Origin of the sequence: Herbaspirillum sp. NPDC101397 (assembly GCF_044767325.1) — a bacterium.
In the GTDB taxonomy this organism is placed as follows: Bacteria; Pseudomonadota; Gammaproteobacteria; order Burkholderiales; family Burkholderiaceae_D; genus Herbaspirillum.
In genome coordinates, this window is the sequence record NZ_JBIWNS010000009.1 from 193,791 (window position 1) to 216,452 (window position 22,662).

The window sequence follows — 22,662 nt, forward strand, 5'->3', positions numbered from 1 at the left end:
TTTTCTCTCTTTCTCGGGCATTAGAGTTTGAGGGGGAGCCTTATGATCCAATGGTGTGTAAATCCCATTATCGGCGTAAAACGTACTTTATGAAGGGTACGTCAGGAGGATTAGATGGCTGCAAAACTGGATGATTATCTGCGATTCAATGAAACGGCGCTGAATTTGCGCGCCCAGCGTCAGCAATTGCTGGCGTCGAATATCGCCAACGCGGATACGCCGAATTACAAGGCGCGCGACATCGACTTCGCCAAAACGCTGCAGGGCGCCATGGCGGGCAAGTCCAGCACGGTGCCTCCGGTCGAACTGGCGCGCACGTCGTCGGCCCACATCGCCGGCAAGGCGACGGGCGACAGCGGCATCGGCGGCTCGCCGCTGCTGTATCGCAAGGAAACCCAGAGCAGTGTGGACGGCAATACCGTCGACATGGACGTCGAACGCAACCAGTTTACCGACAACGGGGTGCGCTATGAAGCAGGCATCACCGCCGTCAATGCGCAGATCAAAGGTCTGCTCGCTGCCATCCAACCAGGCTGATCATCATGTCTCTTTCCAATATTTTCAACGTCGCCGGTTCCGCCATGAGTGCGCAATCACAGCGCCTCAATACGGTCGCCAGCAACATCGCCAACGCCGACAGCGCAACCGGTCCGGACGGCAAGCCGTATAAGGCCAAGCAAGTGGTGTTCAAGGCGGTCCCGTTCGGCAGCATCGAAAACAGCGGCGTGCAGGTCAGCCAGGTCGTCGAAGACCAGGCGCCGCCCAAGCTGATCTACGATCCCAAGCATCCGATGGCCGACACCAACGGCTACGTCGCCATGCCCAACGTCAATCCGGTAGAGGAGATGGTCAACATGATCTCCGCATCGCGCTCGTATCAGACCAACGTCGAGACGATGAATACCGCCAAGAATATGTTGATGAAAACCCTCACCATCGGTCAATAAGGAAGATCTTAAATCATGACTACTGTCTCCAACGATCTGCTGTCGTCAATGAATGGCACGTCGACTTCGACCTCCAATACTTCGAGCCTGAACGACAACAGCCCGGAAGCGATTCAGAATCGCTTCCTGAAGCTGCTGACCGTGCAGATGCAGAACCAGGATCCGACCAATCCGATGGACAACTCGCAGCTGACCACGCAGCTGGCGCAACTGTCGACCGTGTCGGGCATCAGCCAGCTGAACACTACGCTGGCTTCGCTCATGTCCAATCTGGGTTCGGCGCAGTCGCTGCAAGCAGCCAACATGATCGGCCACAGCGTGCTGGCCGCGGGCAACAACCTGACTCTGACTTCGGATACGACCAAGGCAGCCGACGGCACCGAGACTACCACTCAGAAGGCCGTCTTCGGCGTGCAGCTCGGCGCCAACGCCGACAGCATTCAGGTCACCATCCGTGACGCGACCACCGGCGCCGTCGTGCGTCAGATGGATCTGGGCAGCCAAGCTGTCGGCACCGTGCCTGTCATCTGGGACGGCACCAACGACGCCGGCACAAAGGCTCCCGATGGTCAGTACACCTTCACCGTTGCAGCGACCAGCGCCGGCACCGCCGTGGATGCTACTGCGCTGTCCTTCGGTACGGTCGCCAGCGTCAGCACCGGTGCCGACGGCGTCAAGCTGAATGTATCGAATATCGGCACCATCAAGCCGACCGACGTTATCCAAATCCTCTAATCCACTGACGGCTTCCAGCACAAGGAGAATCAAATGAGTTTTCAACAAGGCCTGAGCGGTCTGGCAGGGGCATCGAAGAGCCTCGACGTGATCGGCAATAACGTTGCCAACGCCAGCACAGTGGGTTTCAAATCGGCACAGGCGCAGTTCGCCGACATGTACGCCAACTCGATGAACCGTTCCGGCAACTCGCCGGTCGGCATCGGCGTCGCGGTCGCGAACGTGCAGCAAGCGTTCACTCAGGGTAACGTCACCACTACCAACAATCCGCTGGACATCGCCATCAACGGCGACGGCTTCTTCCGCATGCAGGGCAGCCTGACTGACCAGTCGCCGATGTACGGCCGCAATGGTCAGTTCCAGCTGGACAAGGATGGCTACATCATCAATCCGAGCGAAAAGGGCGCGTACCTGACCGGCTGGCTGGGAAGCGTCGTTGGTGGTGATCCTGTTCCTCTGAAGATCGATACATCGAATATTCCTGCTACTGCGACAACCAAGATTTCTACCAAACTGAATCTTGATTCACGTCTGCCGGCTATTGACTCAACCGTCGTGCCTTTCAGTCCGACAAATGCGGCCAGCTACAGCAGTACGACCGGCGTCACCATGTATGACAGTTTGGGCAATAGCTATAACGTTCAAACGTACTACGTGAAAAAGACCACAGCAGCAACGCCTCCCAATACAGACTGGGATGTCTATGCGACCATTGACGGCAAGCTGTATCCCGCGCCGGCAGCCGCAGTGGCCACACCGTTGACGACGCTGTCTTTCAATACTTCCGGCGTATTGGTCGGCGGTGCGACTGCCGGCACATTTGCTGCAGCGACATTGAATGGTCCTTTCGTCAAGCCGGGCGCGACATTCCCTGCCGCGGTTGCTGTCGATTACACCGGCACCACCCAGACCGGCCAGGCGTTCACTCCCGTCGCGCAAGACCAGAACGGCAAGGCGCCAGGCGTGCTGTCGAGCTTTTCGATCGGCAAAGACGGTCAGATTATCGGTAACTACTCCAACAACGACACCAAAGTGCTGGGTCAGGTTTTGTTGGTCAACTTCGCCAATCCGAACGGCCTGTCGCCGTTGGGCAGCAATCTGTACACCGCAACCGCCGACGCCGGCGAGCCGCTGGTCGGCAAGCCGACCACAGGTCAGTTTGGCGTGTTGCAGGCGCGCGCCGTGGAAGACTCCAACGTCGACCTGACCACTGAGCTGGTCAACATGATCGTGGCGCAACGCGTTTATCAGGCCAACTCGCAGACCATCAAGGTGCAGGATACCGTCCTGCAAACGCTGGTCAGCCTGCGCTAAGCAATTTGAAATAAGTGGGGAAGCGCGCGGCAGCGATGCCGCGCGCGCACAAAGGGGTAATTATGGATCGTGTGATTTACACCGCCATGTCCGGCGCCAAGCACACAATGGAACAGCAGGCCACCGCCAGCAACAACCTGGCGAACGCGACAACGACCGGCTTCCGTTCTCAGCTCGACACTTTCCGCGCCGTACCGGTGGTGGGCGGGGAAGGGTTGGCGACACGCACGTTCGTGGTCGATTCGACCGCAGGCACCAACTTCGCGTTGGGCCCGATACAAGACACCGGCCGTGCGCTGGACGTCGCTGTGGCGGGAGATGGCTGGATTGCGGTGCAGACCGCAGACGGCGGTGAAGCCTATACCCGCAACGGCAGCTTCAAAATGAGCGAAAACGGCATCCTGCAAACGCAGACCGGCCTGAGCGTGCTGGGCGACGGCGGTCCGATCAGCATTCCTCCCGACGTCACCGTGGCGATTGCTGCGGACGGCACGGTATCCTCGATCCCGACGATGGGTACGCCCAATGCCGTCAACGTGCTGGGCCGCATCAAGATGGTCAATCCGGATGAGAAGTCGCTCAAGCGCGGCGACGACGGCCTGTTCCGCCTGACTACAGGCACCCAGGCTCCGCCTGACGCCAACGTCCGCCTCGTCGGCGGCGCGCTTGAAGGCAGCAACGTCAACGTGGTCGATTCCATGGTCAACATGATCAACCTCGCGCGCCAATTCGACCTGAACATGAAGGTGGTGACAACCGCCCAGAGTGATGCAGACAAAGCCAACCAAATTCTGTCGTTGTCCTGACGCTAGACCGACTATTCAGGTACTGGAGAAAACATGATTCGTTCCCTGTGGATTGCCAAAACCGGCCTCGATGCGCAACAAACGCAACTCGACGTCATTTCGAATAACCTCGCCAACACCAGCACCAACGGCTTCAAGCGTTCGCGCGCCGTGTTCGAGGATCTGATGTACCAGACCCTCCGCCAGCCGGGCGCGCAGTCGTCGCAACAGACACAACTGCCGTCGGGCCTGCAGATCGGTACCGGTGTGCGTCCGGTTGCGACCGAGCGTATCCACACGCAAGGCAACACCAACCAGACCAGCAATGACAAGGACGTCGCGATTCAAGGCGCAGGGTTCTTCCAGGTGCTGATGCCTGACGGCACGACGCAATACACGCGCGACGGTTCGTTCCAGTCGGATGCGCAGGGGCAGCTGGTGACCTCGAGCGGCTACGTCGTGCAGCCGCCGATCACGATGCCTGCCAACATGACCAAGCTGACCATCGGCCGCGACGGCACCGTCTCGATCATGCAAGCCGGTTCGACGGCAACCACGCAGATCGGCACGCTGCAGATCGCCACGTTCATCAACCCGGCCGGTCTTGAAAGCAAGGGTGAAAATCTCTACGCCGAAACGGCCGCCTCCGGTACGCCTGCACCGAATACTCCGGGCACCAACGGCGCCGGCGCATTGTGGCAAGGCTACGTCGAAACCTCGAACGTGAACGTGGTCGAGGAAATGGTCAACATGATCCAGACTCAGCGCGCGTACGAAATGAACAGCAAGGCAATCACGACATCCGACCAGATGCTGGCCAAGCTGTCGCAGTTGTAATCTGTTTTTGTAATGTTTTGATGAAATGGGATGAGGCAAACATGAAAAGCCTGCTGAAACTTGCCGCCATCGTAGGGATGATTGCTCTTGCCGGATGCGAAACGGTGCCGGATTCGATCGTCAAGATGCCGTTGACGGCGAAGCCGCAGCCGGCTGCTTACGCACCGGCAACCAACGGCGCGATCTTCCAGTCGGCCGCATATCGTCCGTTGCTGGAAGACCGCCGTGCACGCCTGGTGGGCGACACCCTGACCATCGTCATCAATGAAAAGACCAGCGCCGCCAAATCGGCGGGCAGCTCCGGCAGCAAGACCGGTAGCGCCAGCGCCATCGCGCCGACGCTGTTCGGAACCAGCATCAAGGAACTGTCCGGCAGCGGCGGCAGCACCAACAAGTTTGAAGACAAGGGCGCGATCAGCTCCAGCAACAACTTCACCGGCACCATCGGCGTAACCGTCATTGAAGTAATGCCGAACGGGAATATGGTCGTCAGCGGCGAGAAGCAGGTGGCGCTGGACAAGGGCGTCGAATACGTCCGCTTCTCGGGTACCGTCAGTCCGGACAACATCGCGACCGGTAACACCGTGTCGTCGACGCTGGTAGCCGACGCCAAGGTCGAATACCGAACCAATACACGTGTGGATATGGCGGAATTCATGTCTTCTTTGTCGCGCTTCTTCTTTAGCGTGTCGCCGTTCTAGTCCCAAGGTGGTATCCATGATTTTCCGTTCGCTTTCTCAGTCTTTGACTCTGTTCCGCTTCAACCGCCTGGCGACCATGCTGGTGGCTGCGGCATGCCTGCTCAGCGCCGGCGTCAGCCACGCGGAACGTCTCAAGGACCTGGCCAGCATCCAGGGCGTGCGGCAGAATCAACTGGTGGGTTACGGCCTCGCTGTCGGTCTCGACGGCAGCGGTGACCAGACTACGCAAACACCGTTCACCGTGCAGAGCGTGATCAGCATGCTGCAACAACTGGGTGTCAATCTGCCCAGCACCTCGACCAGCAACATGCAGCTCAAGAACGTCGCGGCAGTGATGGTGACAACGTCGTTGCCGGCATTTGCGCAGCCGGGACAGACGCTGGATGTGACGGTCTCCTCGATCGGTAACGCCAAGAGCATCCGCGGCGGCACGCTGCTGATGGCGCCGCTGAAAGGCGCCGACGGCCAGATCTATGCGATCGCCCAGGGCAATATCGTGGTCGGCGGTGCGGGTGCTTCCGCGGCCGGCAGCAGCGCCACCATCAATCATCTGAGCGTCGGCCGCATCTCCGCAGGCGCCACCGTCGAACGTGCGGTGCCATCGGCGCTGGGACAGGGCGACACGGTCAACCTGGAACTCAACGACAACGATTTCTCCACCGCCAGCCGCGTGGTGGAAGCCGTCAACAAGCGTTTCGGCTTCGACACCGCAATGGCGCAGGACGGTCGCGTGATCCGGATCCGTGCACCGATCGGCAGCGGTGATCGCGTGGCTTTCCTCGGCGCGCTGGAAAACATCGACGTCATCCCATCACGCGTGCAAGCCAAGGTGATCCTGAATGCGCGCACCGGTTCAGTGGTGATGAATCAGGCGGTGACGCTGGACACCTGCGCGGTATCGCACGGCAATCTGTCGGTAGTGATCAACGCGGAGAACAGCATCAGCCAGCCCGGCGCCTTGTCCGGTGGCCAGACCGCTGCCAACCAGAATGCACAGATTTCCATCAGTTCGGCTCCCGGCAAGGTCATGTACCTGAAGGGCGGCGCCTCGCTGGCCGAAGTGGTCAAGGCGCTCAACGCCATCGGCGCAACGCCGCAGGATCTGCTGGCGATTCTGCAAGCCATGAAGGCTGCCGGCTCCTTGCGCGCCGAGCTGGAAATCATTTAACCGGGGTAGTACATGATCAACAACATCAAACCGGGTAATCCAACCGAAAGCCTTGCCGCCGACGCCAACAGCCTTAACAGCTTGCGTTCCGCCGCGGCTACGCAATCGCCGGAATCGCTCAAGGGTGCGGCCAAGCAGTTCGAAGCGCTGTTCCTGAACATGATGTTGAAGAGCATGCGCGATGCGACACCGCAGGACGGCATGTTCGACAGCCCCCAGACCAAGATGTTTACCAGCATGCTCGACCAGCAGTTGAGCCAGAACATGGCGCAGCGCGGTGTCGGCCTGGCCGACATGCTGGTGCGCCAGCTATCCAGCAGCCTGAATAAGCCGTTGCCGACCGACGAAGACGGCGCATCTGCCTTGCCGCTCGACATTCCGCTGGCCAACACGCTGAGCGATCTGGACAAGTCGCGTCTGGTGCAGGGCCTCGCCAATGCGGCCACTTACGACAGCACATCTTCGCAAGGCGGCAGCAAGCGCAAAGGCGGTCAGCAGCGTCCGGCGCACGTTGAAGCCTTCCAGAATCGTTTGCAGGCCGATGCCGAGGCCGCCAGCCGCGTCACCGGCATCCCCGCCAAATTCATGCTGGCGCAAGCTGCGCTGGAAACCGGTTGGGGCAAGAAAGAAATCCGCGCCCGCGACGGCAGCTCCGCGCACAACCTGTTCGGCATCAAGGCGACCGGCAACTGGACCGGCAAGACGGTCGATGCGACCACGATCGAATACGTCAACGGTGTGGCGCAGCGCAAGGTGGAGAAGTTCCGGGCCTATGATTCTTATTCGGAAGCCTTCCAGGATTACGCCAAGCTGCTGCGCAGCAACCCGCGCTATGAAAAAGTGTTGGCCAATGCGCAAGACGCCCACGGTTTTGCCTACGGCCTGCAACGCGCAGGCTATGCAACCGATCCACACTATGCGGAAAAACTATCGCGCATCATCCGCCAGTCGCTGTCGGCCTGATACGAGGTTTGCTACCCGAGTCGCTCCATGGGCTGATATCGGCCCGGACGGGATCTTTCCAAACGCTGCGGGGAACACCAGGCGCTTCCTGCACTCTCAAAATCATTGGTAACGCGTCCTAAAGTTTCCCTGCAGGATGCCGTTCACTAGGTTATTCCGTTAAAGAACAGACAGATAGCATGGCAACCAATATCTTCAGTATCGGGCAAAGTGCACTGGCCGCAGCTCAGGCGGCCCAGGCGACCACCAGCCATAATATTTCCAATGCGACAACCCCGGGCTATAACCGCCAGGTAGTCGTGCAAAGCACGGCCGGCGGCATCAACTACGGCTACGGCTTTATTGGGCAGGGTACGCAGGTTGCCGAAATCAAGCGCGTCTATAACGATTTCCTCAACAAGCAGGTGATGGCGTCGCAGACCACTGCGAGCTCGCTGGACTCCTACCTGTCGCAGATCAGCCAACTGAACAATCTGGTCGCCGATACGTCGGCAGGCCTGTCGCCTGCACTGCAGGACTTCTTTACGAAGATGCAGAACCTGGCGTCGACGCCGAACAACGACGCCGCTCGTCAGGCTGTGTTGTCCGCCGGTTCGACGCTGGCTGCGCGTTTCCAGAGCCTGAACGATCAGATGGCGCAGAGCCGCACCAGCGTCAACGCGCAGATCACGTCGAGTATCGGCACCATCAATTCGTTTGCCACGCAGATCCAGGAACTGAACCAGGCGATCATCAAGGCGCAGGGCAGCGGCGGCGGTGCAGCACCGAACGATTTGCTCGACCAGCGCGATCAGGCAATCGCCGATCTGAACAAGATCGTTAAAGTAACGACTTTGCCGCAAAGCAATGGCTCAATGAGCGTGTTCATCGGCAACGGGCAGCCCCTGGTGCTGGGTGATCAGGTTTCGCAATTGGTGCCGACGCCGGCGGACGACGATCCGACGCGTCTGCAAGTATCGATCAAGACCAGCAGCAACGCCACCATCCTGTTGCCGGACGGCGCCTTCACCGGCGGCAGCCTGGGCGGCATCCTGCAATACCGCACCGAGACGTTGGATACTGCGCAGAATACCTTGGGTCGGGTAGCGATTGTCATGGCCAGCGCGTTCAATGCCCAGCACAAGCTGGGGCAGGATCAGAACGGCGCGCTGGGCACCAACTTCTTCAATGTGCCTGTGCCTTCCGTTGTGGCCAATGCAAAGAATCACGTAGCGCCGCCTGCAGTGGCCACCGCCACGGCAACCATCAGCAATCCTTCACTGCTGTCGACCAGCGACTACCGTCTTGATTTCGACGGCACCAATTATTCGGTCACACGTTTGTCGGACAACACCAAGACCACATCGGCGACGATGCCGGTTACGGTCGACGGTGTGGATTTCGGTTCTACCGGCATGGTGGCCAAGGACAGTTTCCTGATCAAGCCGACCATCAACGGCGCCAACGGCATCAGTGTCGCGATCACCAATACGCAGAAGATTGCGGCCGGAACACCGATCGTGACATCGACCAATGCGGTTACCGACATGGGGCTGGTCACGACCGGCAATACAGGTACCGGTGTAGTGACTTCGGCGACAGTGAACAAGGCTGCATTCACACCGAACTCGACGCAGACTTACACCTATAGCAGCGGCACGACGTCGCTGGCGCTGACGCCGCCTGCAGCCGTGACGGTCACGACGACAGCCGGCGTGACGACTACGTATGCAGCCGGTGCAGCGGTTCCTTATTCGGCTGGCGCGACGATTAGCAGCGGCGGCGTCAGTTTTGTGCTGAGCGGCGCTCCCGCCAATAACGATAAATTCGTGTTTTCCCCGAAACCGGCGAACACCGGCACGGCGACGATTTCATCGGGAACAATCAATTCGAGCTTCACCGCGACTTCGTTGCCGGCGGGCTCCAAACTGAGCTTTACCTTTGATAGCGGGACCGGGACACTGGTGCCATCGCCGGCAATAGGATCGGCGACCATGGGTACCGTGACCGTCAAGGACGCCAGCGGCAACGCGGTGACGGTGACGCCACCCAATCTGCCTTTCGGCCCTGGTTACAGCTACACCACATCCACTGGCATGAGCTTCAGCATCACCGGGCAGCCTGCCAATGGCGATCAGTTTTACGTGTCGCCGAACACCGGTGGCGTGACCGACAACCGCAACGCGCTCGCTTTGAACGCGCTGCAGACTGCCAACACGATCGGCAATACCTCGTTCCAGGGCTCGTATTCGCAGCTGGTCAGCCTGATCGGCAACAAGACCAACGAGATCACTGTTACCAACAAGGCTGAAAATGCGCGTCTGACCGCGATTCAGCAAGAGCAGCAATCTGAATCCGGCGTCAATCAAGACGAGGAATTGGCCAACATGATCAAGAATCAGACGGCCTATCAAGCTGCGGCAAAAATCATTCAGGCTGCCAGCGACATGCTGAATGTCTTGTTCACGCTCGGCGGCTAGTTTTAAGGAAGATCAAAATGCGTATTAGCACAAGCATGCTCTATCAACTGAGCAACACAGAATTGACCAGCATGCAGGGTTCGATCCTGAAGCTGAACCAGCAGGTTACCCAGCAGCAAACCGTATTGCTGCCGTCCGATGATGCCGTGGCCGCTGCGCGCGCCCTGGACCTGTCGCAGACGCAGGCGCTCAACGATCAGTACAAGATCAATCGCAACAATGCCGACAGCTCGCTGTCGCAGGTGAACGCGGCCCTGACCAACGTCACGGCGATGCTGACCAAGATCAAGTCGAACATCACCCAGGCCGGCAACGCTGCGTTCTCCAACAGCGAACGTGCCAACATGGCGACCGAGCTCAAGGGTAACCTGAAAGAAATGCTGGGGTTCGCCAACGCGACCGATGCGCTGGGCAACTACCTGTTCTCGGGGTTCAAGGCCACCACCCAGCCTTTCGACTACGACAGCATGGGCAACATCGTCTACAACGGCGACCAGGGCCAGCAGTCGTTGCAGGTGGATTCGACCCGCAACATGGAAATCAGCGTTTCCGGCCAGGCGGTGTTTCAGGGCGCGGGCCAGGACACCTTCAAGAACATGCAGGACCTGATCACGCTGTTGCAGGTGCCGGTGACTGAAGCGGCCAATAACGCCGATACACAGGCTGCCAATACCTATGAATATCCGGCCGGCTCAGGACAGTTCCCTATCCAGGCCTACAAGACGGCCCAGGCAGCAGTGGATGCCGCTTCGCCTACCGCTCCGAATTACGGAACTTTGTTGACACAGGCGGCCAACGCCAAGCTGGCGTCGGACAAGGCGGATGCCGCCCGCACGCCGATTCCAGGCAGCCAGGCGGCATTGACCCGCGGCCTGAACAAGCTCGGTGGCGCAATTGACCTGCAGATGAACAGTGTCGGCGCCGCGACGGCGTCGGTCGGTGCACGTCAATCTGAAATCGACAACCTGAACGCAACCGGCGACGTGCTCAAGGAGCAGTACACGCAAAGCGTCAATGACCTGTTGGGGCGCAATCCGTCGGACCTCGCGGCAAACATCAGCGCGCTGTCGCTGCAGCAGACTTACCTGCAGGCTGCACAAAAATCCTTCGTTACCACCAGCAGCCTGACGCTGTTGAACTATCTGAAGTAATCCTTCCCGGCCGGGCGAACTTAGGTTCGTCCGGTGTCTCAATCTTCTCTGTAACAGTCCTTCTCCCGCTTATTCATTTGTCCGCTATCAGGGCGTGATGATTCTTGCCCTGTGCCGAGCAGGATCCTTTGTCTGGTCAAGCTTGAAGTGTTTGTCGCGACGTTGCAAAACGCCGGCTCTCCCGCCGTATGGCTAGCGTTTGGGTATCGGCGGGATGGTCGCCATGCCGCCGAGCATGCGCACGGTTTCGATGGTGTCGTTGAGGAAGTGCTGCAGTGGCGTCAGCATGTAGGGCAGGCAGATTGCGATCAGCAGGAAGCCGGCGACCATCGTGATGGGGAAGCCGATACCGAACAGATTCAGCGCCGGCGCCGCGCGCGTCAGGATGCCCAACGCCATGTTGGTGATCAGCAGGGCGACGATCATGGGCAGCGACAACTGCAGCCCCATGCTGAAAATGCGTGCGCCGGAGAGCGCAATGTAATGGAAGCCTTCGGCAGTGACGGGGGCGGCGGTGATCGGCAGGGTGTTGAAACTGTCCGCGATGACGGCCACCAGCACCAGATGGCCGTTGATGCTCAGGAAGACCAGCGTGGCCAGCAGGGAAAACAATTGACTGATGGCGGACGTGCGTCCTTGCGATTGCGGATCGAAGAAGACGGCAAAGCCCAGGCCCATGGTGTTGCTGGTCATTTCCCCGGCCATTTCCACTGCGGCAAAAACCAGGCGCACGGAGAATCCCATGGCCGCGCCAATGATGAATTGCTGGATCAGGATCAGCAGTCCCGTCATCGACATCGGGTCGAGCGCCGGCGGCACCGGCACGTTGGGTGCGATGACCAGCGAGGTCATGACGCCCAGAAGAATCTTCACCAGCATCGGCACGCTGGCGCTGCCGAACGGCGGCGCGACAGCCAGCAATCCGAGGATACGCGTCAGCGGCCAGATGAATGCGGCAATCCAGATGTAGAGCTGAGCGCTGGTGACGTTGATCATGATGTTGCGATTGCCGGTGGGCGTGGCAATCCTTGCATGCCTTACTGCACCATGGCGGGAATGCCGGTAAACATCAGGCGCATGTAATCGAGCATGATGCTCAGCATCCACGGACCGGCAATGATGAGTGCAAGGAAGACCCCGACCAGTTTCGGAATGAAGGTCAGCGTGGCTTCATTGATCTGTGTCGCGGCTTGAAAAATACTGACGATCAGGCCGATGATCAGCGCGGTGAACAACATCGGCGCGGCGATCATCAGAGTGACTTCCATGGCTTGGCGGCCGAGGGTCATTACGCTTTCTGGTGTCATGGCGGGGCCTTAGTAAAAACTTTCTGCCAGCGAGCCGATCAGCAACTGCCAACCGTCGACCAGCACGAACAGCATCAGCTTGAACGGCAAGGACACGATCGCCGGCGACATCATCATCATACCCATCGACATCAGGATACTGGCGACCACCATGTCGATGATCAGGAAGGGAATGAAGATGGCGAAGCTGATCTGGAATGCGGTCTTCAGTTCGCTGGTGATGAACGCCGGGATCAGCAGGCGCAGCGGCACGTCTTCCGGGCCTTGCAGGTCGGGGCTGTGCGACAGCTTGACATACAGGGCGAGGTCGGACTGGCGCGTTTGCTTGAGCATGAACTCCTTGAGCGGCCCGGCGCCTTTTTCCATCGCATCGATCATGGAGATCTTGTTTTCGGAAAATGGCAGATAGGCATCGGCGTAGATCTTGTCGAACACCGGGCCCATCACGAACAGGGTCAGGAACAGCGACAGGCCGACCAGCACTTGCGTGGGCGGCGTCGATTGCGTACCCAGGGCCTGGCGCAGCAGCGACAGCACGATGACGATGCGTGTGAAGCAGGTCATCATCAACAGCGCCGCCGGAATGAACGACAGCGAAGTGAGCAACAGCATCGTCTGGATGCTGAGGTTGTAGGTCTGTCCGCCGCCTGGCGCCGGCGTGCTGGTGAAAGCCGGCAATCCTTGTTGCGCCGCCGCCGCAAGCGGCAGGCAGAGCAGGAGAGCCGGCAGCAGGCGCAGCCAGAGAGATGAGCGTACCGAAGAAGTTCTAACTGCTGCCATTACGTTTGTCGATCGTGTTTTTCAGCCAGGATGCAAAGTTGGCAGAGGCGGCCGAGGCCGGCGCTGCAACGTGTTCCTGACGAGGCATGGTGGCCAGTGTATTGACGCGTCCCGGCGCAACGCCGATGACGATCCATTGATCCGCGACTTCGATGACCATCACGCGCTCACGCGTGCCGACGCTGACGCCGCCAATGATCTTGGCGACCGCATTGCCCTGCGCGCGCTGCACCAGGCCGCTGCGCTTGAACAGCCAGGCGATGCCGGCCATGATCGCCAGCACGGCCGTCAACCCCAGCAGCATGGTGAACACGCTGCCGGTAGTGGAGGGCAATGCAGGGGCTGTTTGCTGTTCCGCCGCACGCGCTGCGCCGGCGGCAAGCGCTGCCGGCACGAGGGCGATGCTGCAGCGGATGCAGGTCAGCAGGTTGCGGGGACGGCGCGGACGGATCATCTATTGAGTTTGCGGATGCGCTCTGCAGGAGTGATGATGTCGGTCAGACGGATACCGAACTTGTCATTGACCACCACCACTTCGCCTTGTGCAATCAGGCAGCCGTTCACGAGCACGTCCATCGGTTCGCCGGCCATGCCGTCGAGTTCCACCACGGAACCTTGCGCAAGTTGCAACAGGTTCTTGATGGCGATCTTGGTGCGACCCAGTTCCACCGTCAGCTGGACGGGAATATCGAGGATGAAGTCGATGTCGTTGGGCGTGTTGGTCTGAATATCAGATGCGCTGAGATCCTTGAAGATGGTTGCTTCGGCCGGCTTGGTTGTCAGGCCTTCTTCTTCAGGAATGTGTTTCTTCTGCGACTCTTCCGCTTCTGTTTGCTCGGCCAACGCGGCGCCCCACGGATCGTCTTCCGCCGCTGTTTGGTCAACGTTATCTTCAGCCATTCTGCTCTCCTTGAATACTTTCTGGTGTTTCGTTGTGCGTGATGGATAGCAGTTTTTCTACGCGCAACGCGTATTGACCATTCAATTTGCCATAGCTGCACTCCATCACGGGAACGCCATCGACTTGCGCGGTGACCGGGTTGGCGGTCTGCAGCTGGATGACGTCGCCGACTTGCATGTTCAGCAAATCGGTAAATGTGACGCGGGCGGTGCCGAAGTTGGCAATCAGCTCAACTTCAGCGGTCTGGATCTGCTGCTTCATCAGGCGGATCCAGCGTTTGTCAACTTCCAGGGCTTCACCTTGCATGCTGCTGGTGAGTTTGTCCCGGACCGGTTCGATCATCGAATACGGCGTGCAGATGTGGATTTCACCGCTGACGGGGCCGAGTTCGATGGTGAACGAGGTCGACACCACAACTTCATTGGGCGTGGCGATGTTGGCGAACTGGGTATTCAGTTCCGAGCGGATGTACTCGAATTCAATCGGGTAAATCGGCTCCCACGACTTGGAATAGTTTTCAAACACGATGTCCAGCACGCGCATGATGATGCGTTGCTCGGTCGGCGTGAATTCGCGGCCTTCGATGCGGGTATGGAAGCGTCCGTCGCCACCGAACATGTTGTCCACCAGCAGGAACACGAACTGCGGATCGAAAACCACCAGGCCGATACCGCGGAACGGTTTGATGTGGACCAGGTTCAGGTTGGTCGGCACCACCAGGTTGCGGATGAATTCGCTGTACTTCGAGACTTTCACCGGGCCGACCGAAATCTCGGCGGTACGGTGCAGGAAGTTGAACAAACCGATGCGGAACAGGCGGGCGAAACGTTCGTTGATGATTTCAAGCGTCGGCATCCGGCCGCGAACGATACGCTCTTGCGTTGCAAGATTGTAGTTGCGTACCGTCCCGGGGGTTTCTTCGACGCTTTTTTCTTCGTCTTCGTCCCCCGTCACTCCTCTTAGGAGTGCATCGACTTCTTCCTGCGATAGAAAGTGTTCTGCCATGATGCTACTGCTGTTGAATGACGAAAGAGGTGTAGAACACGTCGGTGATCGACGGGCCCTTGCCGCCGCCGGCAAACGGCTCGCCCAACTGATCGATGATCTCGTCGGTGAGGTTGCGCTTGCCTTCGCTGGTCAGCAGCTCGGAAGCCTTCTTGCTCGACAGGACCATCAGCAGACGGCTGCGCACTTGCGGCATGAAGACCTTGAGGCTTTCGGCGGTTTCCGCGTTCGGCACTTGCAGTGTCAAGGCGACTTGCAGGAACTGGTCGCCGGTTTCCTGCTGCAGGTTCACTACGAACGGTTCGATGACAACGAATACAGGCACCTTCGAGGTGGCCTTTTCTTCGGCGTGTTCTTCATCGGCTTTCTTGGATTTGCCGCCCATCAGCATGAAGGCTGCGCCGCCGCCGATTGCCAGCACCAGCACTGCACCGATGATGATGAAGAGCATCTTCTTCGATTTCGCCGGTGCCGCCTCTGCAGCGTCCGCCCCCTTGGCTGCCGGTTTTGCTGCTTTTGTTGCCATCTAATTTTCCCTTTCGTGCGTGTTCGTTGAGCACATCACAATACTATCGGCAAGAAACCGCCGATATTGATACTGCCGGCTGAACACCTGTTTTTATTGAATGCTGTCCAACTTATGCAAATGTGTCCACGAGGCCTTGGCCGCCACGAGCGACCGGACGAGGCACGACGGCCACATTGACGTCTGTTTCATTGTCGCGGCCGCCAAAGTTCGACGAGTTGCCGCTGGTGCCGCGCGCCTGTTGTTGCTGGTTCGCGCCTTGTTGTTGGTTCGGGTTGCCGGTGTTGACGGTGGCCTGGCCCAACTGGATGCCCGCCTGGTCCATCATTTCGCGCAGCTTTGGCATGGCGGCTTCGAGCGCCTGCTTGACTTCGGGCTGAGCGGTGATGAAGGTCGCATCGGCTTGTTGATTGTTGACGTGCAGGACCACTTGCAATGGGCCCAGATCCGGTGGGTTCAGCGTCAGCGATGCACTTTGCAGGCCGCCGTTGGCCATCCACAGCACCTTTTGGCCGACGGCCTGATCCCAACCCTGGCTGCCGACGGCCGGCGTCAGGCGTTGCACTGCCTGGCCGCTGATGGCGGCTTGCTGGCTCAGGGACATCGCCTGTTGAAGGGCGGGGACCACGGTGGCGGCGGTTGGTTGCACGGGTGTTTCGATTGGTTTGACAGCGACTTCCGGCGTGACCTTGGCGGCGCGGGCTGCAGCGGCGGAGTCCTGCAAATCTGCCTGGAAGGACTTTGCGGTTACCGGCGATTCGGCCTGACTCTTTTCGGTGGTGGCACGTGTTGGCAGCGCTGACTTGCCGTCCGTTGCGTCTTTTTCGCTGTCCTTCAACGCCGCCAGGTCGAGCGGGTTGTTCTTGCCCTTGCTCTTGTCGTCACCCTCAGTATCGGCCAGGGCAAGGTCGGTCTTCGCCTCGGTGCCGATCTCGCCGATCGGCTTCTTGCCTTTCTGGCCGGCCAGGACATCCATGTCCTGGTCAGTGGTTTTCTTGGACAGCGGCTGAATGCTCATCTGGCCCATGTTGGTGACCAGTGCCAGCATTTGCTGTGCAGAGGCGGCATCGGTAGCGGCGCTGGCGTCCTCGGCAGCCTGGTCTTCATCCTGTTTCTCGTCGGATGAAGCGGTCTTGTCCGTATCCGACTTTGGCGGCGTCGAGGCGGTTGGTGCAGGAGCGGCTTTGACCGGTTCCGGCGACTTGTCCTTGGCGGCATCGCTGGGCTTGCTTTGATTTTCGGTGTTGCGGTTGCTGACTTCCTTGTTCAACACCTGGTTGAACGGAACCTCGGCCGTGAAAGAGTCGGCTTGCGTGGCAGGGCGTGCAGAGTTCTGCAGGTTTGCGACGTTCAAGATCGGCAATTGTGTTTTCATCGTTTCCGCCAGTTCCTAGCCTACCGTTTGTAAAACGTGATCCGCGACGCTTGTTCATCCGTCTGCTTCTGATCACGTCGTGTTTCGCGCAATTGCGCCGTTTGTTTCGCCCGCGTCGCCAGTGTGTCATAAGACATCCGTTTGCGCTCGCATGCCTGCCATGCAGCCCGTGCTTCCGCCACGCGTTGCTGGGCGTTTTTCACCACATTTTGCTGCCCTGTGATGGCGCTGTCGATTTTCTCGATAAACAGCTGAAAATTCCGATAGCTCATCGCCGTCAAACCGGAGGACAGGCTTTCCTGAAAACGCAAGGCATAGTCGTCACGGTATTGTTCCAGAATGACAAGTTTCTGCTGCGCCTCTTCACTCGTACGAACAGACCGGCCCAAGCGTTTTGTCGCTTCGTCGGTCTCTTTGGTCGCCAATTCGATCAGCGTTTCGAGTGCAGTGGTCGTAGCCATGGTAACTTTGATTATATTTTCGGGGCGAAGTGCTCAATCACTGGAATAGAGCGGTAAGTTGCCCCAAGCTCTCGGAAACACCTGCGCGTTCCGGGATGCCCTGCTGCAAGAACGCCTCGATACGCGGCATCAACTGGATCGCCTGGTCCAGCACCGGGTCGGATCCGGCTGAATACGCGCCCACGCTGATGAGGTCGCGGTTGCGTTGATAGCGGGAGTACAACTGTTTCAGCCGACGTGTATCGCGCTGATGTTCCGCGGAAGTAATGCTGTGCATGGCGCGGCTGATCGATTGTTCGATATCGATCGCCGGGTAGTGCCCGGCCTCGGCCAGCACCCGGTTAAGCACGATGTGGCCGTCGAGAATCGCGCGCGCCGCATCAGCGATCGGGTCCTGTTGATCGTCGCCTTCGGTCAAGACGGTGTAGAACGCCGTGATCGAGCCGCCGCCGACGTCGCCGTTGCCGGCGCGTTCGACCAGCGCCGGCAGTTTGGCGAAGACGGAAGGTGGATAACCCTTGGTGGCCGGCGGTTCGCCGATGGCCAGGGCGATTTCACGTTGCGCCATGGCGTAACGGGTCAGCGAATCCATGATCAGAAGCACGTTCTTGCCCTGGTCGCGGAAGTATTCGGCGATCGCAGTCGCATAGGCGGCGCCTTGCAGGCGCATCAGCGGCGGCGTGTCGGCAGGTGCGGCTACGACGACCGAACGGACCATGCCTTCATCGCCAAGGATGTGTTCGATGAATTCCTTCACTTCGCGGCCGCGTTCGCCGATCAGGCCGACCACGATGACGTCGGCGCTGGTGTAGCGGGCCATCATGCCGAGCAAAACGCTCTTGCCGACGCCGGAACCCGCGAACAGGCCCATGCGCTGGCCGCGTCCGACTGTCAGCATGCTGTTGATGGCGCGTACGCCGACGTCGAGGATGTCTTCGATAGGTGCGCGTCCCAGCGGATTGGCGGCGCGCACGCTGAGCGGGGCTGAATTTTCTGTATGCAGCGGTCCGAGATTGTCGAGCGGACGTCCGGCACCGTCGAGCACACGGCCCAGCAATTCATCGCCAACCGGGAGGCGGCGCGAGTGTTCGTCGGTACGGCGGATGTAGGCGATCGGGCCGGTGCGCGGCGGCGGTTTGACTGGCTCGACCGGATAGACTCGGGTGCCCGGCACGATGCCTTCGACATCGCTCTGTGGCATCAAAAACAGGCGTTCATCCTGGAAACCGACGACTTCTGCCTCGATCAGGGTGCCATTTGGCAGCGGGACGGTACACGGGCTGCCGACCGGCAATTTCAGGCCGACTGCTTCCATGACGAGTCCGGCGACGCGGGTAATGCGTCCGGAAAGCTGCGTCGGTTCAGTCATCGCCACCAGGCCGCTGCAATTATGCAGATAGGCCTGCCAGCGGCTGAAATGGGAGGGCATCGGCGAATTCATCGTTGCACCTTGTACACGTTGAGCGAGACAGCGGGGAGTGGTGCTCGCATGGCGCTACTCCAGCCAGTCAAGCTGTTTGCTGAGTGATTCGGCGATGCGGCGCCAGCGCGTCTGCATGGTGGCGTCAACCTGATTGGTGCCGGTTTCCATGCGGCAGCCGCCGCGTTGCAGTTCCGGGTCTTCGACCAGGCGCCAACCGTTCTGGCTGAGCTCTTCGCCGAGATGTTCACGCACCAGTGCAGCATCGTCCGGCTGCAAATAGAGCAGGGCGGGCAACTGCAAGCTTGGCAAGGAATGGATCGCGGCGCTGATGGTCGGCAGGATCAGTTCCGGCTTGACGGTGAGTGCCGTCTTGATCATCGCCTTGCTGATATCGAGACCGAGATTGAGCAATTCGGGCGCCATGGTTTCGCTGGTCTGCGAAACTTCCGTGCCGAACGACACCGCGATCTGGCGCAGGTGCTGGATGGTCTCGTTGATTTCCGTCTGGCCTAGCTGCAAACCGGCCATGTAGCCTTCCGAGCGGCCTGCCTGCATGCCTTGCTGCTGGCCTTCGGCGTAGCCTTCCTGGCGCGCTTGCTCGCGGATGGCCTCGATCTCTTCAAGGGTCAGCGAGGGCGGCGGCGGGATTTCTTCGACAAACTGTTCTTCGGGCGTCGGAATCTCTTCCTGCGGCTCATCGAAGGACGCCATTTCCCAACGCTGGTAAGGCGTCATCTGTTCTTTGGGAATGATGTTGTTTCTTGAAGCCATTTCAGATCCGGTGAGGCTGAGCCATGGATGCAATCGGCGTCATGCGGCCATGGGGGCAGCATGCGCCGGTCGCAGCGGCGTTAGACGAATGCATCTTCGCCCTTCGCGCCGAGCACGATCTGGCCTTCGTCGGCCAGGCGGCGGACGATTTGCAGGATGGCCTTTTGTTGCGCGTCGACTTCCGACAGCCGCACAGGTCCCTTGGATTCCAGGTCTTCCCGCATCATTTCCGCAGCACGTTGCGACATGTTGCCGAAAATCTTGTCGCGCAGCGCTTGCGAGGCGCCCTTGAGTGCGACGATGAGCGATTCCGATTGCACTTCGCGCAGCAGCAGCTGGATACCGCGGCCGTCGATGTCGATGATGTTCTCGAACACGAACATTTCGTCCATGATCTTTTGCGCCATGTCTTCGTCGTAGGCGCGCAGATTGCTCATCACCGATGTTTCGCTCTCGCCGGACATGAAGTTGAGGATCTCCGCAGCAGTGCGGATACCGCCCATTTGTTGCTTCTTCAGGCTTTCGTTGCCGGTCAGCAGCTTGGTCAGCACGTCGTTCAATTCGCGCAATGCCGTCGGCTGCACGCCATCCAGGGTTGCGATACGCAAAATGACATCGTTGCGCAGGCGTTCGGTGAAATTGTTGAGAATATCGCAAGCATGATCGCGTTCGAGGTGAACCAGGATCGTCGCAATAATCTGAGGGTGTTCATTGCGAATAAGTTCAGCGACCGATTGCGCATCCATCCACTTGAGGCTTTCGATGCCGCTGGCGTCGCGACCACCAAGGATACGGTTGAGCAGGGATGTGGCCTTGTCGTCACCAAGCGCCTTGGTCAGCACGCTGCGGATGTATTCGTCCGAATCGAGGCCGATCGACGACGCCTGGCCTGTCTCGGCCAGGAAATCATCGAGCACGCCGTTGATTTCCTCGAAACTGATGTTTTTCAAGGTGGTCATGGCCGCGCCCAGCTTCTGGACTTCCTTGGGGCCGAGGTACTTCATGACCTCGGCGGCCTCGTCCTCGCCCAGCGCCAGCATCAGGATGGCACCTTTTTGAACGCCTTCGTTACTCATTGTTCACCCATGCCTTAATGATGCTTGCAACCAGTTTCGGATCGGACTTGGCCAGTTGCTTGACGGATTCGAGATTCTTCTTGTACTCGGAGCGGGCGTCGGCCTCTGCTGCTTCGGGCGACAGCTCGACGATGGCGTCCGGATTGTCCGGATCGTACATCGCGGCGGCGGCTTCGGCGGCAGCCTTGGCTTCGGCTTCGGCGCGTTCCTTGGCTTCGCGTTCTTCGCGGCCGGAGAGCTTCCAGATGATCGGGCGCAGCACGCCGAAGTAGAGGTACAGCAACACGGCCGCCAGCAGGACGTACTTGCCGATTTCCTTGGCCAGCTGGATCATGTCCGGCTGTTTCCACAATGGCAATTCCGGTTCCATCTCGCTGCTGAACTGTGTGTTGACCACATTCAGCGAGTCGCCGCGATCCTTGTTGAAGCCCATGGCTTCCTTGACCAGATCCGATATCTGATTGCGCTCGGCTTCGGTCAGCGGCTTCATCACGACCTTGCCGGTCTGATCCATGGTGCGCTTGTAATTCACCACCACCGCGACCGTCAGACGCTTGACGCCACCCATTGGTTGCTGGACGTAACGTACGGTCTTGTCGACCTCGTAGTTGATCGTTGCGTCTTTATGCGAGGTGCCGGAGCTGGTTGCCGGTGCAGCTGCCGTACCGGCGGCGCCCGCAGTACCCGCTACCGCAGGCGGATTGACGATCGGTGCAGTGGCCGGAGCAGGCGGCTGGTTAGTCAGCGCGCCCGGGATACCGGATGTGCTTGAATTGCCGTTTTGCGATTCGCTGCTTTGCTTGCTGCGAACGGCGGCGGTATCGGCAGTTTGGTTAGGCTTGTAGGTTTCTGCCGCTTGTTCGCTGCGCGAGAAATCGACATCGGCGGTCGCTTCGGCGCGAACGTTGCCCGTGCCGACGATAGGAGCGATGATCGATTCGACGCGCTTGATGATGTCCTGCTGCAGATCCTGAACGTACTTGAGCTGAGTCGGATCAAGGCCGTTGGCGGGCTGCTTGGTGGTGTCCGACAGCAGATTGCCGTTTTGGTCGACGATCGTCACGCTCTTGGGCGATAGTTCGGGAACGCTGCTGGCCACCAGGTGGACGATGGCGCTGACTTGTTGGGCGTCCAGTCCGCGGCCAGGATACAGGCTGAGGATGACAGAGGCGGTCGGCTTTTGCTGGTCGCGTACGAACACCGACGCCTTGGGCAGGGCCAGGTGGATACGGGCCGCCTGCACTGCCGACAGTGATTGAATTGAACGCGCCAGTTCGCCTTCAAGGGCGCGCTGGAAGTTAACTTGTTCAAGGAACTGGGACACGCCAAGTTTCTGGTTTTCCATCAGTTCGAAACCGACGTTGCCGCCCTTGGGCAGACCTTGCGACGCCAGTTTCAGGCGTGCGTCGTGCACCATGGTCTCAGGCACCAGAATGGCGCTGCCACCTTCAGAGTACTTGTACGGCACGTTCATTTGCTGCAGGGACGCGACAATGGCGCCGCCGTCGCGGTCGGAGAAGTTGGAGAACAGGACCCGGTATTCGGTCTTCTGGCTCCACATCCAGATGCCGATCATCAAGGCGATGACCGCTGCTGCAGCGACCATCAGCAGGACGCGGCGCCCCTGGGGCGATTGCGCATAGCGAACGACGCCATTGCGCGGCGGCTCCTGGGACGAATGTTCTCCCGAAGTCGTGCCGTCCGTGGCTGAGGCATTGCTGTCGTTGGTCAGCGTGCCATCGGCTGCTACCGCCATGATTTCCCCTTGCATGTGCTGCCGAGCTTGTGGCTATGTATGATTTGCTTCACTGCTTCCCTACCCATATAGGTTTTTTGCTTAGTGTGGATTGTCCTGCCAGAGCGAAAATTTGATCTCTGGAACAGAATGGCTATTTCCCCGCTTATTGTTGCGAAATGCAGGGGATGGCATGCTAATCTGCCGTTGTAGAAGCGGGAATTGTGATTGCGAGGTGTAAT

The 22,662-nt window shown here is 59.3% G+C and carries 24 protein-coding genes; 11 read left to right on the forward strand and 13 right to left on the reverse strand.

Going from position 1 to position 22,662, the window contains the following annotated elements:
- Positions 1-114: 114 nt before the first annotated feature.
- The 11 genes from flgB to flgL all read left to right on the forward strand — a co-directional run bounded on the left by flgB (position 115) and on the right by flgL (position 11,060).
- Positions 115-537 (forward strand): flagellar basal body rod protein FlgB, encoded by a 423-nt coding sequence (gene flgB / locus ACIROW_RS21350; protein ID WP_402278657.1) that lies wholly within the window; start codon positions 115-117, stop codon positions 535-537.
- Positions 538-542: 5 nt separating this feature from the next.
- Complete coding sequence (gene flgC, locus ACIROW_RS21355) at positions 543-947, forward strand: flagellar basal body rod protein FlgC (RefSeq protein WP_402278659.1); 405 nt, start codon at positions 543-545, stop codon at positions 945-947.
- Between the two features lie 15 nt (positions 948-962).
- Complete coding sequence (locus ACIROW_RS21360; protein WP_402278661.1) at positions 963-1,682, forward strand: flagellar hook assembly protein FlgD; 720 nt, start codon at positions 963-965, stop codon at positions 1,680-1,682.
- 33 nt (positions 1,683-1,715) lie between these two features.
- Positions 1,716-2,996 (forward strand): flagellar hook protein FlgE, encoded by a 1,281-nt coding sequence (gene flgE, locus ACIROW_RS21365; protein ID WP_402278663.1) that lies wholly within the window; start codon positions 1,716-1,718, stop codon positions 2,994-2,996.
- Positions 2,997-3,058: 62 nt separating this feature from the next.
- Positions 3,059-3,802 (forward strand): flagellar basal-body rod protein FlgF, encoded by a 744-nt coding sequence (flgF, locus tag ACIROW_RS21370; protein ID WP_402278665.1) that lies wholly within the window; start codon positions 3,059-3,061, stop codon positions 3,800-3,802.
- A gap of 33 nt (positions 3,803-3,835) precedes the next feature.
- Positions 3,836-4,618 (forward strand): flagellar basal-body rod protein FlgG, encoded by a 783-nt coding sequence (gene flgG, locus ACIROW_RS21375; protein ID WP_116435537.1) that lies wholly within the window; start codon positions 3,836-3,838, stop codon positions 4,616-4,618.
- 41 nt (positions 4,619-4,659) lie between these two features.
- Complete coding sequence (locus ACIROW_RS21380) at positions 4,660-5,319, forward strand: flagellar basal body L-ring protein FlgH (protein ID WP_402278667.1); 660 nt, start codon at positions 4,660-4,662, stop codon at positions 5,317-5,319.
- 16 nt (positions 5,320-5,335) lie between these two features.
- Positions 5,336-6,487 (forward strand): flagellar basal body P-ring protein FlgI, encoded by a 1,152-nt coding sequence (locus ACIROW_RS21385; protein ID WP_402278669.1) that lies wholly within the window; start codon positions 5,336-5,338, stop codon positions 6,485-6,487.
- A 12-nt stretch (positions 6,488-6,499) separates the two neighbouring features.
- Positions 6,500-7,450, forward strand: coding sequence for a flagellar assembly peptidoglycan hydrolase FlgJ (gene flgJ / locus ACIROW_RS21390; RefSeq protein ID WP_402278671.1), 951 nt, complete (start codon positions 6,500-6,502; stop codon positions 7,448-7,450).
- A 179-nt stretch (positions 7,451-7,629) separates the two neighbouring features.
- Positions 7,630-9,909 carry a flagellar hook-associated protein FlgK gene (gene flgK / locus ACIROW_RS21395; RefSeq protein ID WP_402278673.1) on the forward strand — a complete coding sequence of 760 codons (2,280 nt, stop codon included), beginning with the start codon at positions 7,630-7,632 and terminating at the stop codon, positions 9,907-9,909.
- 17 nt (positions 9,910-9,926) lie between these two features.
- On the forward strand, positions 9,927-11,060 hold the full coding sequence (gene flgL / locus ACIROW_RS21400; RefSeq protein ID WP_402278675.1) for a flagellar hook-associated protein FlgL: 1,134 nt from the start codon (positions 9,927-9,929) through the stop codon (positions 11,058-11,060).
- Positions 11,061-11,252: 192 nt separating this feature from the next.
- On the opposite strand, the gene fliR is transcribed toward flgL, so the two are convergent.
- The 13 genes from fliR to fliF all read right to left on the reverse strand — a co-directional run bounded on the left by fliR (position 11,253) and on the right by fliF (position 22,441).
- On the reverse strand, positions 11,253-12,056 hold the full coding sequence (gene fliR, locus ACIROW_RS21405) for a flagellar biosynthetic protein FliR (protein ID WP_402278677.1): 804 nt from the start codon (positions 12,054-12,056) through the stop codon (positions 11,253-11,255).
- Positions 12,057-12,097: 41 nt separating this feature from the next.
- The gene (fliQ, locus tag ACIROW_RS21410) at positions 12,098-12,367 is read right to left on the reverse strand and encodes a flagellar biosynthesis protein FliQ (protein WP_116435543.1); all 270 of its coding nucleotides are present in this window, start codon (positions 12,365-12,367) and stop codon (positions 12,098-12,100) included.
- Between the two features lie 9 nt (positions 12,368-12,376).
- Positions 12,377-13,147, reverse strand: a complete 771-nt coding sequence (gene fliP / locus ACIROW_RS21415; protein WP_402278679.1) for a flagellar type III secretion system pore protein FliP — start codon at positions 13,145-13,147, stop codon at positions 12,377-12,379.
- Positions 13,134-13,601, reverse strand: a complete 468-nt coding sequence (gene fliO / locus ACIROW_RS21420) for a flagellar biosynthetic protein FliO (protein WP_402278681.1) — start codon at positions 13,599-13,601, stop codon at positions 13,134-13,136. Before fliO ends, fliP begins: the two co-directional genes overlap by 14 nt.
- Positions 13,598-14,047, reverse strand: a complete 450-nt coding sequence (gene fliN, locus ACIROW_RS21425) for a flagellar motor switch protein FliN (RefSeq protein WP_016833952.1) — start codon at positions 14,045-14,047, stop codon at positions 13,598-13,600. Before fliN ends, fliO begins: the two co-directional genes overlap by 4 nt.
- A complete protein-coding gene (fliM, locus tag ACIROW_RS21430) occupies positions 14,040-15,053 on the reverse strand; it encodes a flagellar motor switch protein FliM (RefSeq protein WP_116435545.1) in 1,014 nt (337 codons plus the stop codon). The genes fliN and fliM overlap by 8 nt, the downstream gene beginning before the upstream one ends.
- Positions 15,054-15,057: 4 nt before the next feature.
- Complete coding sequence (gene fliL / locus ACIROW_RS21435; RefSeq protein ID WP_402278684.1) at positions 15,058-15,579, reverse strand: flagellar basal body-associated protein FliL; 522 nt, start codon at positions 15,577-15,579, stop codon at positions 15,058-15,060.
- 112 nt (positions 15,580-15,691) lie between these two features.
- A complete protein-coding gene (locus tag ACIROW_RS21440) occupies positions 15,692-16,954 on the reverse strand; it encodes a flagellar hook-length control protein FliK (protein ID WP_402278686.1) in 1,263 nt (420 codons plus the stop codon).
- Positions 16,955-16,974: 20 nt separating this feature from the next.
- Entirely contained in the window at positions 16,975-17,415 is a 441-nt protein-coding gene (gene fliJ, locus ACIROW_RS21445) for a flagellar export protein FliJ (RefSeq protein ID WP_053197188.1), read from the reverse strand.
- 37 nt (positions 17,416-17,452) lie between these two features.
- A complete protein-coding gene (fliI, locus tag ACIROW_RS21450) occupies positions 17,453-18,856 on the reverse strand; it encodes a flagellar protein export ATPase FliI (protein WP_402278688.1) in 1,404 nt (467 codons plus the stop codon).
- Positions 18,857-18,910: 54 nt separating this feature from the next.
- Positions 18,911-19,609, reverse strand: coding sequence for a flagellar assembly protein FliH (gene fliH / locus ACIROW_RS21455; RefSeq protein ID WP_402278689.1), 699 nt, complete (start codon positions 19,607-19,609; stop codon positions 18,911-18,913).
- Positions 19,610-19,689: 80 nt separating this feature from the next.
- Positions 19,690-20,685: a flagellar motor switch protein FliG gene (gene fliG, locus ACIROW_RS21460; RefSeq protein WP_402278691.1), complete on the reverse strand. Its 996-nt coding sequence runs from the start codon at positions 20,683-20,685 to the stop codon at positions 19,690-19,692.
- Complete coding sequence (gene fliF, locus ACIROW_RS21465) at positions 20,678-22,441, reverse strand: flagellar basal-body MS-ring/collar protein FliF (RefSeq protein WP_402278693.1); 1,764 nt, start codon at positions 22,439-22,441, stop codon at positions 20,678-20,680. The genes fliG and fliF overlap by 8 nt, the downstream gene beginning before the upstream one ends.
- Positions 22,442-22,662 lie beyond the last annotated feature (221 nt).

Bases quoted from the DNA above. Each gene is read 5' to 3' on its own strand.
- flgB (WP_402278657.1), top strand. From the start codon at position 115: ATGGCTGCAAAACTGGATGATTATCTGCGATTCAATGAAACGGCGCTG.
- flgC (WP_402278659.1), top strand. From the start codon at position 543: ATGTCTCTTTCCAATATTTTCAACGTCGCCGGTTCCGCCATGAGTGCG.
- ACIROW_RS21360 (WP_402278661.1), top strand. From the start codon at position 963: ATGACTACTGTCTCCAACGATCTGCTGTCGTCAATGAATGGCACGTCG.
- flgE (WP_402278663.1), top strand. From the start codon at position 1,716: ATGAGTTTTCAACAAGGCCTGAGCGGTCTGGCAGGGGCATCGAAGAGC.
- flgF (WP_402278665.1), top strand. From the start codon at position 3,059: ATGGATCGTGTGATTTACACCGCCATGTCCGGCGCCAAGCACACAATG.
- flgG (WP_116435537.1), top strand. From the start codon at position 3,836: ATGATTCGTTCCCTGTGGATTGCCAAAACCGGCCTCGATGCGCAACAA.
- ACIROW_RS21380 (WP_402278667.1), top strand. From the start codon at position 4,660: ATGAAAAGCCTGCTGAAACTTGCCGCCATCGTAGGGATGATTGCTCTT.
- ACIROW_RS21385 (WP_402278669.1), top strand. From the start codon at position 5,336: ATGATTTTCCGTTCGCTTTCTCAGTCTTTGACTCTGTTCCGCTTCAAC.
- flgJ (WP_402278671.1), top strand. From the start codon at position 6,500: ATGATCAACAACATCAAACCGGGTAATCCAACCGAAAGCCTTGCCGCC.
- flgK (WP_402278673.1), top strand. From the start codon at position 7,630: ATGGCAACCAATATCTTCAGTATCGGGCAAAGTGCACTGGCCGCAGCT.
- flgL (WP_402278675.1), top strand. From the start codon at position 9,927: ATGCGTATTAGCACAAGCATGCTCTATCAACTGAGCAACACAGAATTG.
- fliR (WP_402278677.1), bottom strand. From the start codon at position 12,056: ATGATCAACGTCACCAGCGCTCAGCTCTACATCTGGATTGCCGCATTC.
- fliQ (WP_116435543.1), bottom strand. From the start codon at position 12,367: ATGACACCAGAAAGCGTAATGACCCTCGGCCGCCAAGCCATGGAAGTC.
- fliP (WP_402278679.1), bottom strand. From the start codon at position 13,147: ATGGCAGCAGTTAGAACTTCTTCGGTACGCTCATCTCTCTGGCTGCGC.
- fliO (WP_402278681.1), bottom strand. From the start codon at position 13,601: ATGATCCGTCCGCGCCGTCCCCGCAACCTGCTGACCTGCATCCGCTGC.
- fliN (WP_016833952.1), bottom strand. From the start codon at position 14,047: ATGGCTGAAGATAACGTTGACCAAACAGCGGCGGAAGACGATCCGTGG.
- fliM (WP_116435545.1), bottom strand. From the start codon at position 15,053: ATGGCAGAACACTTTCTATCGCAGGAAGAAGTCGATGCACTCCTAAGA.
- fliL (WP_402278684.1), bottom strand. From the start codon at position 15,579: ATGGCAACAAAAGCAGCAAAACCGGCAGCCAAGGGGGCGGACGCTGCA.
- ACIROW_RS21440 (WP_402278686.1), bottom strand. From the start codon at position 16,954: ATGAAAACACAATTGCCGATCTTGAACGTCGCAAACCTGCAGAACTCT.
- fliJ (WP_053197188.1), bottom strand. From the start codon at position 17,415: ATGGCTACGACCACTGCACTCGAAACGCTGATCGAATTGGCGACCAAA.
- fliI (WP_402278688.1), bottom strand. From the start codon at position 18,856: ATGAATTCGCCGATGCCCTCCCATTTCAGCCGCTGGCAGGCCTATCTG.
- fliH (WP_402278689.1), bottom strand. From the start codon at position 19,609: ATGGCTTCAAGAAACAACATCATTCCCAAAGAACAGATGACGCCTTAC.
- fliG (WP_402278691.1), bottom strand. From the start codon at position 20,685: ATGAGTAACGAAGGCGTTCAAAAAGGTGCCATCCTGATGCTGGCGCTG.
- fliF (WP_402278693.1), bottom strand. From the start codon at position 22,441: ATGGCGGTAGCAGCCGATGGCACGCTGACCAACGACAGCAATGCCTCA.